This is a genomic window from Variovorax sp. CCNWLW225 (genome assembly GCF_037204045.1).
Lineage (GTDB): Bacteria > Pseudomonadota > Gammaproteobacteria > Burkholderiales > Burkholderiaceae_C > Variovorax.
This window is the reverse complement of record NZ_JBBCBV010000025.1, coordinates 1-13,993: the sequence shown is the minus strand read 5'-3', so window position 1 is coordinate 13,993 and position 13,993 is coordinate 1. Positions and strand designations below refer to the sequence as shown.

At 62.8% G+C, this 13,993-nt stretch carries 12 protein-coding genes, 3 tRNA genes and 1 pseudogene; 15 read left to right on the top strand and 1 reads right to left on the bottom strand.

Annotated elements, in window-relative coordinates:
* Nucleotides 1-76: 76 nt before the first annotated feature.
* The 3 genes from V9L20_RS25025 (at nt 77) to gph (ending at nt 5,644) form a co-directional block, all read left to right on the top strand.
* Nucleotides 77-1,387: a hypothetical protein gene (locus tag V9L20_RS25025; RefSeq protein WP_337298638.1), complete on the top strand. Its 1,311-nt coding sequence runs from the start codon at nt 77-79 to the stop codon at nt 1,385-1,387.
* A 253-nt stretch (nt 1,388-1,640) separates the two neighbouring features.
* Nucleotides 1,641-4,604 carry a DEAD/DEAH box helicase gene (locus V9L20_RS25020; RefSeq protein WP_125967186.1) on the top strand — a complete coding sequence of 988 codons (2,964 nt, stop codon included), beginning with the start codon at nt 1,641-1,643 and terminating at the stop codon, nt 4,602-4,604.
* Between the two features lie 311 nt (nt 4,605-4,915).
* Nucleotides 4,916-5,644, top strand: coding sequence for a phosphoglycolate phosphatase (gene gph, locus V9L20_RS25015; RefSeq protein ID WP_337298637.1), 729 nt, complete (start codon nt 4,916-4,918; stop codon nt 5,642-5,644).
* A 36-nt stretch (nt 5,645-5,680) separates the two neighbouring features.
* On the opposite strand, the gene V9L20_RS25010 is transcribed toward gph, so the two are convergent.
* Nucleotides 5,681-6,286, bottom strand: a complete 606-nt coding sequence (locus V9L20_RS25010; RefSeq protein WP_258503818.1) for a chalcone isomerase family protein — start codon at nt 6,284-6,286, stop codon at nt 5,681-5,683.
* 323 nt (nt 6,287-6,609) lie between these two features.
* On the opposite strand from V9L20_RS25010, the gene trpE reads away from it, so the two are divergent.
* The 12 genes and pseudogenes from trpE to V9L20_RS24950 form a co-directional block, all read left to right on the top strand.
* Nucleotides 6,610-8,112, top strand: a complete 1,503-nt coding sequence (trpE, locus tag V9L20_RS25005; protein ID WP_258503819.1) for an anthranilate synthase component I — start codon at nt 6,610-6,612, stop codon at nt 8,110-8,112.
* On the top strand, nt 8,109-8,501 hold the full coding sequence (locus tag V9L20_RS25000) for a GxxExxY protein (RefSeq protein ID WP_337298636.1): 393 nt from the start codon (nt 8,109-8,111) through the stop codon (nt 8,499-8,501). Before trpE ends, V9L20_RS25000 begins: the two co-directional genes overlap by 4 nt.
* Nucleotides 8,498-9,082, top strand: a complete 585-nt coding sequence (locus V9L20_RS24995; protein WP_337298635.1) for an aminodeoxychorismate/anthranilate synthase component II — start codon at nt 8,498-8,500, stop codon at nt 9,080-9,082. The genes V9L20_RS25000 and V9L20_RS24995 overlap by 4 nt, the downstream gene beginning before the upstream one ends.
* Before the next feature lie 6 nt (nt 9,083-9,088).
* Nucleotides 9,089-10,147, top strand: a complete 1,059-nt coding sequence (gene ltaE / locus V9L20_RS24990; protein WP_337298634.1) for a low-specificity L-threonine aldolase — start codon at nt 9,089-9,091, stop codon at nt 10,145-10,147.
* A gap of 24 nt (nt 10,148-10,171) precedes the next feature.
* Nucleotides 10,172-10,831 (top strand): LysE family translocator, encoded by a 660-nt coding sequence (locus tag V9L20_RS24985; protein ID WP_337298633.1) that lies wholly within the window; start codon nt 10,172-10,174, stop codon nt 10,829-10,831.
* Nucleotides 10,832-10,851: 20 nt separating this feature from the next.
* The gene (gene trpD, locus V9L20_RS24980) at nt 10,852-11,874 is read left to right on the top strand and encodes an anthranilate phosphoribosyltransferase (RefSeq protein WP_337298632.1); all 1,023 of its coding nucleotides are present in this window, start codon (nt 10,852-10,854) and stop codon (nt 11,872-11,874) included.
* Nucleotides 11,875-11,900: 26 nt separating this feature from the next.
* Complete coding sequence (gene trpC, locus V9L20_RS24975; protein ID WP_258503823.1) at nt 11,901-12,701, top strand: indole-3-glycerol phosphate synthase TrpC; 801 nt, start codon at nt 11,901-11,903, stop codon at nt 12,699-12,701.
* Complete coding sequence (locus tag V9L20_RS24970) at nt 12,698-13,405, top strand: uracil-DNA glycosylase (protein WP_337298631.1); 708 nt, start codon at nt 12,698-12,700, stop codon at nt 13,403-13,405. Before trpC ends, V9L20_RS24970 begins: the two co-directional genes overlap by 4 nt.
* Nucleotides 13,406-13,509: 104 nt before the next feature.
* Nucleotides 13,510-13,595 (top strand) — tRNA-Tyr (locus V9L20_RS24965).
* A 65-nt stretch (nt 13,596-13,660) separates the two neighbouring features.
* Nucleotides 13,661-13,734 (top strand) — tRNA-Gly (locus tag V9L20_RS24960).
* Between the two features lie 39 nt (nt 13,735-13,773).
* Nucleotides 13,774-13,848, top strand: a tRNA-Thr gene (locus tag V9L20_RS24955).
* A gap of 73 nt (nt 13,849-13,921) precedes the next feature.
* A pseudogene (locus V9L20_RS24950) lies at nt 13,922-13,993 on the top strand (GTP-binding protein); the annotation flags it as partial.

Here is a 13,993-nt window from a genome sequence, read left to right as displayed (position 1 = left end):
ACCCTGAACCCGAACCGGCGCGCGCATGCACGGGCGCGCCGGTGCTTGCTTGACTTCGACCTTTCGGATTTCTCTCATGGACATTCTTTCTCGGCGGTGCGCTTCCGCGCTAATGGTCTCTTTGCTGCTCTTTGGTTGTGGCGGTGGAGGTGGCGGCGGTGGAGGGGCCGGCATTCCGCTGGCCGGCAGCCTGGCGGGCCAGTCCGGCACCGGCGGTCAATCTGATGGCGGCCAGAGCAACGGCGGGCAGAACAGCGGTGGCCAGGTGGCCGGCAACACCTCCGGCGGCGGTACCCAGGGTGGCAATGGAGGCACGAGCGGCGGCTCCGCACCTGTGCCTGCCACCGTCGCCATGGCCAACAAGCTTGGCAAACCTTCTCGTGTGCTGGTCGGCCTGGGGACGACATCCATCGACGACATGAAGAGCCAGGACATCCATCCCGACATCGTGGATCAGTACCTGGTGGGCGTCGGCTCGGGTGCATGGCCCACCTGGAACAGCCCCGATGGGGCCTATGTCACCTACACCGCGCAGGCTGCCGATGCCTATGGTGCGGTGCCCATGTTCACGCTCTACCAGATGACCGCGAACGGTGAGGGCAACCTGAGCGGCATCAGCGATGCGACTTTCATGAACAAGTACTGGGGCCAGGTCCGCCTGATGTACCAGCGCATCGCGGAATGGGGCAAGCCTGCGCTCGTCAACGTGGAGCCGGACTTCTGGGGCTTCGCCGCATCGCAGGCGCCCGGCCGCGACCTGACGAAGATGGCCGCCGCCGTGAGCGGCCAGCCCGAATGCGCCACGCTGCCCGACACCGTCGCGGGCCTCGGCCAGTGCTTCGTGCAGATGGGGCGCAAGGTCGCCCCGAAGGCGCTGATCGGGTTTCCGCCCGCCTTCTGGAGCGGCACGCCCGTCGAAGTCGCCGCGATGATGCGTGCCGTCGGCGCGAACCAGGCAGACTTCATCGTCGCGCAGACCAGCGACCGCGACGCGGGCTGCCGGGAGGCAGCATCGCCACCCGCAGAATGCCAGAACGGAAGCGCCCCGTTCTACTGGGATGTGAGCAACCAGACCAGCCCCAGCTTCCACGACAACCAGAAGCAGTATTCGGACTACCGCACGGCCCTGGGCAACGGCCTGCCGATCCTGTGGTGGCAGACGCCGATGGGCGTGCCTTCCGATACGCCCGGCGGCACCGACCAGCACTACCGCGACAACCACGTCGACTACATGCTGACCAACACCCAGGAATACGGCGAGATGCATACCATCGGAATGGTCTTCAGCGCTGGCGGCGGTCACCAAACCTCGATCAGCACAGACGGAGGCCAGTTCGCGCGCCTCTCGGTGCAATACCTCGCGCGAGGCGGCGCCGCGTTGAAGTAGCGGGGTTCCTGTCTCCTATCGCGCGGAGGTACCACCATCGACCGGAATGATCGCCCCGGTCATGTAGCTGGAAGCGGGCGAGGCCAGCAGCAAGGCCGGGGGACGGCACACTGACCCGGTGGATGGGTTAAACAGGTGTTTGCCTGCAAGTGCACGACGGTTGAGTCAGAGGCGATTGAAATGATATTGATGGGAATGGAGGTCCCTACATCCTATGTAGCGCGTATAAACAAGAAGAAATATTGGAGGGGCTATGGCTGGATTTTTCGCGGCACATTGCGACGCATTGAACCTTGCAAAGCAGGGCTCGACGCCGAATCAAGGTTTCAGACTCGGGCAACTTGGCGCGCTTCATGCGGTACTTGCCCACGCCACTATTCACGATGACCCAGCCATCGTGTGTCTGCCTACTGGCTACGGAAAGACGTCGTTGATGATGGCCTTGCCGCTGCTTACAGGCGCGCAGCGTGTTCTCATCGTTGAGCCCTCCGATGCGCTGCGTAAACAAGTCACCTCTCATTTTCGTGAGCTCTCCACGCTTCGAAGAATCGGTGCTATTCCCGCGGAGTTTCCAAATCCAATGGTCGCCAGGCTCGAAGGGCGGCCTGAAGATGCTGCCGCGTGGGAGCAGCTTGCTGAACAGGACGTTGTAGTCTCGACGCCGTCAAGCGCTTCTCCCTCCTTGGCGCCAGGTGCGCGCGAAGATCTGTTCGACCTCATCGTTTTTGATGAGGCTCACCATGCCCCTGCAGATACGTGGGCCGCCTTCTTGGCGCATTTCAAGAGCGCTCGATTCCTCTTTCTCACGGCAACACCATTCAGGCGTGACGGCCGCGTTATTCCGGGAAAATTGGTCTATCGCTACCCAGTGACACGTGCGGTTGACGAAGGAGCTTTCCGTCCAGTGTCGTTCCGCGCTGCTCCGGTTGTTGACCCCCTCAACGACGCTGAGATTGATCGATCCATCGCCGTGACCGCCGTCGCTCAATTGGAAGCCGATGCGCAACAGGGGAAGGACCATCGATTGTTTGTTCGAGCGGCGAACATCAAAACCGCGCGGGAGCTTGTACCAATCTACCGCGGCCTTGGGGTCGCGGTCGAAGCCATCGACAGCAAAGTTGGCAAGCGAAAGCAGGACGAATACGAAAAGAAGCTTCTGTCTGGAGAGCTGCAAGGCATTGTGTGCGTCGACATGTTTGGCGAGGGGTACGATTTTCCCAAGTTGAAGGTCGCCGCCTTGCACGCGCCTCACCGCTCCCTGGTGCCGACGATTCAGTTCATAGGACGCTTTGCTCGAAGCGACGACACCACCGGAGATGCAACGCTGATCGCACCTCTCGCGCGTATTGTTGACGCTCCAAATGCGCTGTTGAAAGAAGGCGTTGACCTTGCCCTCATGATTGACAACGCGGCTCAAGAAGAACTTGAAGGAAATGCGGAGGAGCAGGCAGTTCTTGAGCGATTCTCCGTGAGCAAGGTCGCAGAATCCGACTACGACGCAGTGTCTCCGCTCGTCCTTCAGCTCTATGCGCACGTTCGCGTCTTTCGTTGCTCAGAGGCCCCCGACTTCTCGAAGATTGGCGATACGGTGGGCAAGGCACTACGTGCCGTCAAGCAATGGGTAACGGAGGACGGAACGGTCAGCCTTGTGCTGACGGTCGATGAGAATCCACCCAAGTGGGCGACTTCTGACGTGTTGATGAACATCCGGCACGACGCATTCTTGTTGATGTATTTCCCAGTCGGCGGGCTCTGCTACATCGGGTCAACAAGGCGAACCGAGAAAATTTATCAAGGCCTCATGAACGAAGTCTGTGAAAGCTCGCGACCCCTGAGCTACGAGGAAACCAGTCGAGCTCGAGCTGGCCTGGATGAGGTGCGCTTTTACAACGTCGGATTGAAGAACACCACTTTCAATTCTCAAGGTGAGACGTATCGGACCCTCACGGGGCCCGCCGCGGAACGTGCGGTCACGGCTGGAGATGGCAGAGCCTATTCGCAGGGGCACTTCTTCGGCAGCGGCATGGCCGGCAACGAAAAGGAGACCATCGGCGCAAGCAGCAGTTCGCGCATATGGAGCAATCAGAATCTCTCGGTGTCCGAATTTATGGATTGGGTCGAGCGGATGAATGCTCGGCTTGTTGGGAACGCCCCGTTCGCCCAAACGCAACTGGACATCGTGCGCGCTGCAACACAACTGCGAGAAATTCCCCAAGTGGTCATAGCGGGGAGCTGGTCCAAAGCCGGGTTCAAGACGAATCCGCGCATACGGTACTGGCGGGCCGGGGGCGATGCTTCCTACAAGAGACTCACCGACTGCGAGCTGGCTGAGTTCGCCCCTTTGCCGGCGGAAGGAAGAATGGACTTCAAGGTCATCCATGAAGAAGACTCCATTCTCATGCGATTCTCGATCCAGAACGGCCCAATGGTCTCTCTCCTGGACGAGGTGATAGAGATCCAGGTCGAGTCGGCAATGGACGATTGGATGCCGCTCGACGAATGGTTGCGAGAGCATCCGCCGGTTTTTTATGCGGCCGACAAGTCCTCTTTTGAGGGAATGAATCTTATGGCTGCACCGCAAATTCAAGCCGCGGCATTGACGCCTGGAGATGCAGAGTTCATTGACTGGAACGGGTGCTCCATCGGAGTCGAGTTTGTACCCAACGATGGAACGGCTGACGCGGCGCGGAAGCGTGCAGCGCTCGCTGGCCAAACCACGGTTCAAGAGCATCTGGAGCAGCACTTGCGGGCTGTACCGGGTCTGGTGGCTCTGTTCTACGATCATCGCTCTGGAGAGGCGGCGGACTACATTGCCGTGACCGTCTCAGCTGAGGGAGATGTTGATATCGGTCTCTATCACTGCAAAGGAGCCGGCGGCGCTCCGACCGGAGGGCGAGTCGGTGATGTATACGAAGTCGCCGGCCAACTGGTCAAATCGGTTTACTACTGTGATGTAGCCACGCTGTTGGCTCATATGCGGGACCGTATGCATCAGCGACACCGGTTTCCCTCTAGCTTCGTTGTCGGAAATCTCCCGGAACTTGCTCAACTGCTGCAAGATACGGTGGCCACAAAACGAAGCTTTACCGTTGTTGGAGTGCAACCGGGCATAAGTCGCGAGGCGGTCGACGCCCATTTGGCTGACCTGATGATGTTCGGTGTTGATTACGCGAAGCGCGGTGGCGTAGCCAGGGCTTATTGGCTTGTCAGTGAGTGACATCAAGGCGTCTTCAACCTCGGTTCTCGGTCGGGGCCTACCGGTTTCTCGGGAGGGCCTGGTCGGTGCGCGCAACTTGCTCGTCACATGTCGCGTCGCGCGTCCTCCTCAAGTCGGGCGACGTGCGAAATCTGATCGTCTAATTGTGACTGCGTCGGCGAAAGCAGCACTTCACGCGGCTCGGCTCTCCCATCGTCGATGAGTTACGTCTAGAACCTTCGCCTTCCATCTACGCCATCGAAATGTTTTGAACTCTATTTCTTCATGCCCGGTAAAGTACCGAGCAGTTTTTTGAACTCTATTTGTTTGTTTTGAACTCTATTAGCTTCGACCACACCCGCTTCGACGCTGCCATCGTCGATCTCGATGGCACCATGGTCGACACCCTCGGCGACTTCGCGGTGTCGCTGAACCACATGCTCACTGATCTTTCGCTACCGCCGGTACCTCCGGCGGCAGTCGAAAAAATGGTGGGCAAGGGTTCGGAGCACCTGATCCTTTCCGCGCTCGCCCATGTGATGGACTCCGGCGGCGATGGCGCTTCGGAGGCCGGCGCGAATGCGCTGCGCGCGCGGGCAGAGGCGCTTTTCGATCGCGCCTGGGAGCGCTACCAGCACCATTACCTGGCCATCAACGGGCAGCACTCGGCGGTGTACCCCGGTGTGCCCGAGGGGCTCAAGGCGCTGCGCGTGCGCGGGCTGCGCCTGGCGTGCCTCACCAACAAACCCACCTCGTTCGCCAAGCCGTTGCTGGCTGCAAAAGGGCTCGACGGATTCTTCGAATTCGCGTTCGGGGGCGATGCCTTCGCGCGCAAGAAGCCGGACCCGCTGCCGCTGCTGAAGACCTGCGAGGCGCTGGGCACCGATCCCGCGCGCACGCTGATGGTCGGCGACTCGAGCAACGACGCGAGGGCCGCGCGTGCCGTCGGATGCCCGGTGGTGCTGGTGACCTACGGCTACAACCATGGCGAGCCGGTGCGCGGCGTGGATGCCGATGGCTTCGTGGATTCGCTGGCCGAACTGGGCCGCGCGGCCGTCTGAAAAGCGCGCGCGGCGCGTGCTCGCTTGGTTGCCGGGCTACTGCTTTCCTAGCAGCGCGTCCTTCAGCTTCCAGTCGGCCGGCACGGGACCGAGCCAGATGCGCAGCAGCGCATTGAAGAAAGCCTGTTCCTTGATCGGATCGGGCTGAGGCACGCCGCGCACAGTAATGAGCGTGCCGGTACCGGGCAGCCAGTCGATGGTGAAGGTGTCGCCGGCCTTGAGCTGCTTTTGGTCCGCGAACATCTGGCCCATGCGCAGCAGCCCCGGAATGAGGTTGACCATTTCGGTCTTGGGCGAGTTTTCTTCCACGCCCTTGGTAAAGAGCTTGCCGAGTTCATTGGCCTCGATGTCGCGCAGCATGGTGATGGCCACGCGCTTGGGGCCGGGCGCCGCCAGCGCCTCTTCGGGCGTGGAGACTTTCTTGCCCACGTAGAAGCCGGCGGTGTACACCTTGAAGACAGCCTTGTAGCGCACGCCCGCGCCGTTGAGCTGCAGGGTGGTGCCGCGAAGGGCGAGGGTGTCGTCCAGCTTCACGCCGGCCACGTCGACCTGTGCGGCCGAGGCGGTGGTTGCGATGGCGGCTGCGCAGGCAAGCACGGCAAAGCGGGAGAACGGCAGGAATGAAAGCGAAACAGCGGGCACGTGATCTCCTCGATTTGCGAACGGTCGTTCGAATGTATCTTTTCGTTTTACTCCTGCTTCTCCGGGGGAACCCTGAAGGCGGCCATTGCGCGAGCGGCGTTTTCGTGGGCTAAACTCCACGCTCCATGTTCGTTCATCACATCATTCAAACAGGTCAAGGCAGCCGGGGAGCCTGGCCCTGGCGTAGCCATACATCGCTGACTGTTTGATTGCACGGCGCACGCCGTGCGCCCGCGGTACCGGATCGCTGCAGACTCCGGACCACCAGTGAATGACCTTGCCACCGGCCAAGAAGCGCCGCGAGGCAACTGGAGAACGAATCCGTGATCACCGAACTTGAATTCAAGAGCCTCAGCGCCCAGGGCTACAACCGTATTCCGCTGATGGCCGAGGCTTTTGCCGACCTCGAGACCCCTCTTTCCCTCTATCTCAAGCTGGCCCATTCGCAGGGTGGCGGCAAGCACAGCTTTCTTCTCGAATCGGTGGTGGGCGGCGAGCGCTTCGGTCGCTACAGCTTCATCGGGCTGCCCGCACGCACGCTGCTGCGTGCCAGCGGTTTTGGTGCCGATGCAGTGACCGAGGTGGTGACCGACGGGCAGGTGGTCGAAACCGCTGCAGGCAATCCGCTGGACTTCATTGCCGAATACCAGAAGCGCTTCAAGGTGGCGCTGCGTCCGGGGCTTCCGCGTTTTTGCGGCGGTCTTGCGGGCTACTTTGGCTACGACACGGTGCGCCACATCGAACGCAAGCTCGAAAAAAGCTGCCCGCCCGATGCGCTGGGCTGCCCCGACATCCTGCTGCTGCAGTGCGAAGAACTCGCTGTCATCGACAACCTCTCGGGCAAGCTGTACCTGATCGTCTATGCCGATCCGAAGCAGCCCGAGGCTTATGCGGCAGGCAAGCGCCGCCTGCGCGAGCTGAAGGAAAAACTGAAGTACTCGGTGAGCGCTCCCATCGTGAAGCCCACGCAGCCGCATCCGCCGGAGCGAAGCTTTGCCAAGGCCGACTACCTTGCTGCGGTGGAGCGCGCCAAGGACATGATTGCCGCCGGCGACTTCATGCAGGTGCAGGTGGGGCAGCGCATCAGCAAGCGGTACACCGAATCGCCGCTGTCGCTGTACCGCGCGCTGCGCTCGCTCAACCCGTCGCCTTACATGTATTACTACCACCTGGGCGATTTCCACGTGGTGGGCGCTTCGCCTGAAATTCTGGTGCGCCAGGAGAACACGGGCGAGGGCGAGCAGAAGATCACCATCCGCCCGCTGGCCGGCACGCGTCCGCGCGGCGCTTCGCTGGAGCTCGACAAGGCCGCGGAGGAAGAGCTCATCAACGATCCGAAGGAGCGCGCCGAGCACGTGATGCTGATCGACCTTGCGCGCAACGACATCGGCCGCATCGCCAAGACCGGCACCGTGAAGGTGACCGAGGCTTTCGCGGTGGAGCGCTACAGCCACGTGATGCACATCGTGAGCAACGTCGAAGGCACGCTGAAGGACGGCATGACGGCCATCGACGTGCTCAAGGCCACGTTCCCGGCCGGCACGCTGACCGGCGCGCCCAAGGTGCACGCGATGGAACTCATCGACCAGCTCGAGCCCACCAAGCGCGGCCTCTACGGCGGCGCCTGCGGCTACATCAGCTATGCGGGCGACATGGATGTGGCCATTGCCATTCGCACCGGCATCGTGAAGGACCAGATGCTGCACGTGCAGGCTGCGGCCGGCGTGGTCGCCGACTCGGTGCCCGAGCTGGAATGGAAAGAAACTGAAGCCAAGGCGCGCGCACTGCTGCGCGCTGCCGAACTGGTCGAGGAGGGGCTGGAATGAGCAACGTGCCTGATATTCAAAACGACTTTTCGCACGAGATCATCGGCGCCGCAGTCGAGGTGCAGCGCGTGCTCGGCACGGGCCTGAGCGAGGACGCCTATGCCGCCGCATTGGCCATTGAACTCGCCGAGCGCGAGATCGGCTTTGCGCAGGGCGTGGCGCTGTCGGCCACTTACAAGGGCCGTTCGCTCGGCGAGGTGTACCGCGCGGGCTTCGTGGTCGAGCAATCGGTCATCGTGGAGCTCAAGGCGGTCGACGTGCTGACCGACCTGCACCGCGCGCAGGTGCTTGCCGCGCTGCGTCTCTCGGGCCTCAAGCTGGGTCTTCTGATCAACTTCAACGTGTTCCCCGTGGTCAAGGGCGTGCACCGGATTGTGAGCAAGCCATGAAACTGCTGATGATCGACAACTACGATTCGTTCACCTACAACATCGTCCAGTACTTTGGCGAGCTGGGTGCGGATGTGCAGGTGCACCGCAACGACGAGATCACCGTGGCGCAGATCGGCGAGCTGATCGCTTCGGGCGTGACGCGGCTCGTGGTGTCGCCGGGGCCTTGCTCGCCGGCGGAAGCGGGCGTGTCGGTGGCGGCCATCGAGGCCTTCGCGGGCAAGCTGCCGATTCTTGGCGTATGTCTGGGCCACCAGGCCATCGGCGCAGCCTTCGGCGGCAAGATCATTCGCGCGCAGCAGCTCATGCACGGCAAGACCAGCGAGATCACGACGACCCAGGAAGGCGTTTTCGCGGGGCTGCCGGAGAAGTTCATCGTCAACCGGTATCACTCGCTCTCGATCGAGCGCGAGAGCTGCCCGAAGGCGTTGGCGATCACCGCGTGGACCGACGACGGCGAGATCATGGGCGTGCGGCACACCGGGTTTGCGCATGACGTGCGCATCGAAGGCGTGCAGTTCCACCCGGAATCGATCCTCACCGAGCATGGCCACGCCATGCTCAAGAACTTCCTGGACTGACCCGCCATGACAGACCGTTCCTCCGTCGTCGACCTGCGCAGCGACACCGTCACGCAGCCTACCCCGGCAATGCGCGAGGCCATGATGGCGGCGCCGCTCGGCGACGACGTCTTCGGCACTGATCCGAGCATGAATGCGCTGCAGGAAAAGATCGCCGCGCTGCTGGGTTTCGAGGCGGCGCTGTTCGTGCCGACCGGCACGCAGAGCAACCTGTGCGCCATTCTTTCGCACTGCGGGCGGGGCGACGAATACATCGTCGGCCAGCAGGCGCACTGCTACCGCTGGGAAGGCGGCGGCGCTGCGGTGTTCGGCAGCGTGCAGCCGCAGCCGCTCGACCATGCGCCCGACGGCACGCTGCCGCTCGCGCAGATCGAAGCGGCGATCAAGCCTGATGACGCGCACTTCGCGCGTACGAAGCTGCTCGCGCTGGAGAACACGCTGGGCGGCAAGTTGCTGCCCTTCGACTACGTTCAAGCCGCGACCGATCTTGCGAAGAGCAAGGGGTTGCAGCGGCATCTGGACGGCGCGCGTCTCTTCAACGCCGCGACAGCGCAGGCTGCGCTGAACAAGCGCAACGACATCCGGGCGGAAGCCCGCCGGATTGCGCAGTGCTTCGACAGCGTGTCGGTCTGCTTCAGCAAGGGCCTGGGCGCGCCGATCGGCTCGGCGCTGGTGGGGTCGCGCGAGTTCATTGCGCGGGCGCATCGCGTCCGCAAGATGGCGGGCGGCGGCATGCGGCAGGCAGGCCTGCTTGCGGCGGCGGCATCGCACGCGCTTGACCATCACATCGACCGGCTGGCCAATGACCACGCGCTCGCGCAGCGCCTGGCGCAGGGGCTCGAAGGCATCGAAGGCCTGAAGGTCGAGGCGCCGCACACCAACATCGTGTTCGTCGACCTGACGGGCGAAGCGCAGGCGCGTTCTTCGGAACTGCTCGCGCACCTCAACCAGCAGGGCGTTCTTGCGACGGGCCTCTATCGGCTGCGCTTCGTGACGCATCTCGATGTCGATGCGGCGGGCGTGGACCGCGCCGTTGCCGCCATCCGCGGCTTCTTCAACGCCTGACACCAGGGAACCAAGGAGCCCGCGATGCCCGATCTTCCGCATCTGCTCGCTTTCATTGCCGCAGGCTGGCTGCTGAACCTGACCCCGGGGCCTGATGTGCTCTACATCGTGACGAATTCGCTGCGCTCTGGCGTGCGCGCCGGCATTGTGGGCGGGTTCGGCGTTCTCACCGGCTGCTTCGTCCATATCTTCGCGGCGGCAGTCGGCGTTGGCACGTTGCTGGCCACCTCGGCAGCGGCCTTTACCGTGCTCAAGTACGTGGGCGCGGCTTACCTGCTGTACCTTGGCGTGCGCATGGTGCTGTCGCGCGCCAAGCCGCCGGCGGATATGCAAGCGGCTGCTGCGGGCTCCGCCGAGCGCGGGCTCAGGGAGATCTTTCTCGGCGGCTTCTGGACCAATGTGCTGAACCCCAAGGTGGCCTTGTTCTTCCTGGCCTTCGTGCCGCAGTTCATCGCACCCGACGCAGACAACAAGAGCCTTTACTTCGTCATGCTGGGCGTGCTGTTCAATCTCAACTCCATTCCCATCGTCGTGGGATGGGCCGCATTCGCCGGCTGGATGGCGCGCAGAAGCGCCGTGCAGAAGGGCATGCACTGGCTCGATCGCGCGGCAGGCGTGCTGTTCATCGGCTTCGGCCTCAAGCTTGCATTTACGGACGCGCCGGCCGGTCGCGTCGGCCCCTGAAAACACCGAGGAGACTCTTCATGATCACCCCCCAGGAAGCGCTGCAGCGCACCATCGAACACCGCGAGGTGTTTCACGACGAAATGCTGCACATCGTGCGGCTCATCATGAGCGGCGAGTGCTCGCCGGTGATGATGGCGGCACTGATCACGGGCCTGCGCGTCAAGAAGGAAACCATCGGCGAGATCACGGCCGCGGCGCAGGTGATGCGCGAGGTCTCCACCAAGGTGCCGGTGAAGGACACCACGCACCTGGTCGACATCGTCGGCACGGGCGGCGACGGCTCGCACACCTTCAACATCTCGACCTGCTCGATGTTCGTGGCGGCGGCCGCGGGCGCCAAGGTGAGCAAGCATGGCGGGCGCAGCGTGTCGAGCAAGTCGGGCAGCGCCGACGTGCTGGAATCGCTCGGCGTGAACATCAACCTGCAGCCGGAACAGATTGCGCGCTCCATCGAAGAGGTGGGCATCGGCTTCATGTTCGCGCCGAACCACCATCCGGCCATGAAGAACGTGGCGCCGGTGCGCAAGGAGCTCGGCATCAAGACGATCTTCAACATCCTGGGGCCGCTGACCAACCCGGCGGGCGCACCGAACATCCTGATGGGCGTGTTCCATCCGGACTTGGTGGGCATTCAGGTGCGCGCGCTGCAGCGGCTTGGCACCGAGCACGCCCTGGTGGTGTACGGACGCGACGGCATGGACGAGATTTCGCTCGGCGCGGCCACCATGGTGGGTGAACTGAAGGACGGCGAAATTCGCGAGTACGAACTGCATCCTGAAGACTTCGGCTTTGCCATGTCGAGCAACCGCACGCTGCGCGTGGAAACGCCCGAGCAGTCGAAGGCCATGCTGCTGGGGGTGCTCGACAATCAGGCCGGTCCGGCGCTCGACATCGTGCTGCTGAACGCAGGCGCGGCCCTGTATGCCGCCAACGTGGCCGATTCGATGGCCGCCGGCATCGACCGCGCGCGCGAAGCCGTGGCCTCCGGCGCGGCGCGGAACAAGCTGGCCGAGCTGGTCAAGGCTTCCACATCGGTTTGAACAACCGCTAAAGACGAATACAGAACATGTCCGACATCCTCGACAAGATCATCGCGGTCAAGCGGCAGGAAATCGCTGCGGCGCAGAAGAAAAGCCCGCTCGAAGCCGTGCGGTTCGACGCCGAGAGCCGCGTGCTGACGCGTGATTTCGAAGGCGCTTTGCGCGCCAAGATCGCCGCGGGGCGGGCTGCGGTGATTGCCGAGGTCAAGAAGGCGAGCCCGAGCAAGGGCGTGCTGCGCGAAGAGTTCATTCCGGCTGACATTGCGCAGAGCTATGCGGAGGGCGATGGCGAAATCAGCGCCGCGTGCCTTTCGGTGCTGACCGACAAGCAGTTTTTCCAGGGCGGCGTCGACTACCTCAAGCAGGCGCGTGCCTCTTGCGACTTGCCGGTGCTGCGCAAGGATTTCATCGTCGACCCCTACCAGGTCTATGAATCGCGCGCGATGGGCGCCGACGCCATTCTCTTGATCGCGGCCTGCCTCGACGACGCGCAGATGAAGGACTACGAAGCCATTGCGCGCGGGCTGGGCATGGCGGTGCTGGTCGAGGTGCACGATGCAGCCGAGCTCGACCGCGCGCTCAAGCTCAAGACGCCGCTCATCGGTGTGAACAACCGCAACCTGCGCAATTTCGAGGTGTCGATCCAGGCCACCATCGACCTGCTGCCGCGGTTGCCGGCGGATCGGCTGGCCGTAACGGAGTCGGGCATTGCCACGCGTGAAGACGTCGCCACCTTGCGCGCGGCCGGCGTTCACGCCTTCCTGGTCGGCGAAGCGTTCATGCGCGCCAAGGAGCCGGGCGAGGCACTCGCCGCATTGTTCAGATGAGCCGGCCCGATCAGCTGTCGAGCAGCGATCCTGCCGACTGGCCGGTGGCGCCGGGCTGGCAGCCGCTGGTCGACGGATTCTTCGGCGGCATCGTCGGGCAGAAGCTGCTGGGCTTTTTGCGTGAGCGCCTCGACGCCGGTGCCGTGATCTTTCCGCCCCAGCCGCTGCGGGCGCTGGAACTGACGCCGCCCGACGACGTGCGCGTGGTGATCCTGGGCCAGGACCCGTACCACGGGCGCGGCCAGGCGGAGGGGCTGGCCTTTTCGGTAGCGCCCGGCGTGGCGCTGCCGCCGTCGCTGCGCAACATTTTCAAGGAGCTTCAGCGCGACCTCGGAACGCCCCCGCCGCCGTTTCCCAACCCCGGCGGCAGCCTGGTGAAGTGGGCGACCCACGGGGTGCTGCTGCTCAACACCTGCCTCACGGTGGAGGAGGGGCAGCCGGCCAGCCATTCGGGGCGCGGCTGGGAAGTGCTGACCGATGCAGTCATCCGGCATGTATCAGACGGTGCCAAACCTGTTGTTTTTATGCTGTGGGGCTCGCATGCGCAAAGCAAGCGCGCGTTGATCGACATCAACCGCCACAAGGTGCTGATGTCGAACCACCCCTCGCCGCTTTCGGCGATGCGCCCGCCGGTGCCTTTCATCGGCTGCGGGCATTTCGGCGAAGCGCGTGCCTGGAGGGAGGCGCGCCAGCAGGGCGGCTGATTTCGCGGATAATTCCCGCCAGTTCGCCTCGTGCAGTTCCTGCGTCTTATTGGTGCTGGAGGTTCTGTGAAATCACAAAACCGTGCTATATTTCGAGGTTCGCCGGAGAGGTGGCCGAGTGGTTAATGGCAGCAGACTGTAAATCTGCCCTCTTACGAGTACGCTGGTTCGAATCCAGCCCTCTCCACCAGCGATGAATTTGGTTTCTAAGAGCGATTGGATCTAGCGCTTTGGGTGCCTTTGAGTGCCCCCGATGCGGGAGTAGTTCAATGGTAGAACCCCAGCCTTCCAAGCTGATGACGCGGGTTCGATTCCCGTCTCCCGCTCCAGAGACCCGGTTCGACGCCGGAAGCGATTGGTTAGACAAAGCCCTTTTGGCTCAGTGGTAGAGCACTCCCTTGGTAAGGGAGAGGTCGCGGGTCCGATTCCCGCAAAGGGCACCAGTTTTTGGGGGTTGCAACAGCAGGTTTGCAACCCATCTGCATACGTTGAAATCGTTTTTTTCGGAGTCGAAAAATGGCAAAAGGTAAATTCACCCGCACCAAGCCGCACGTGAACGTGGGCACGATCGGTCACGTTGACCACGGC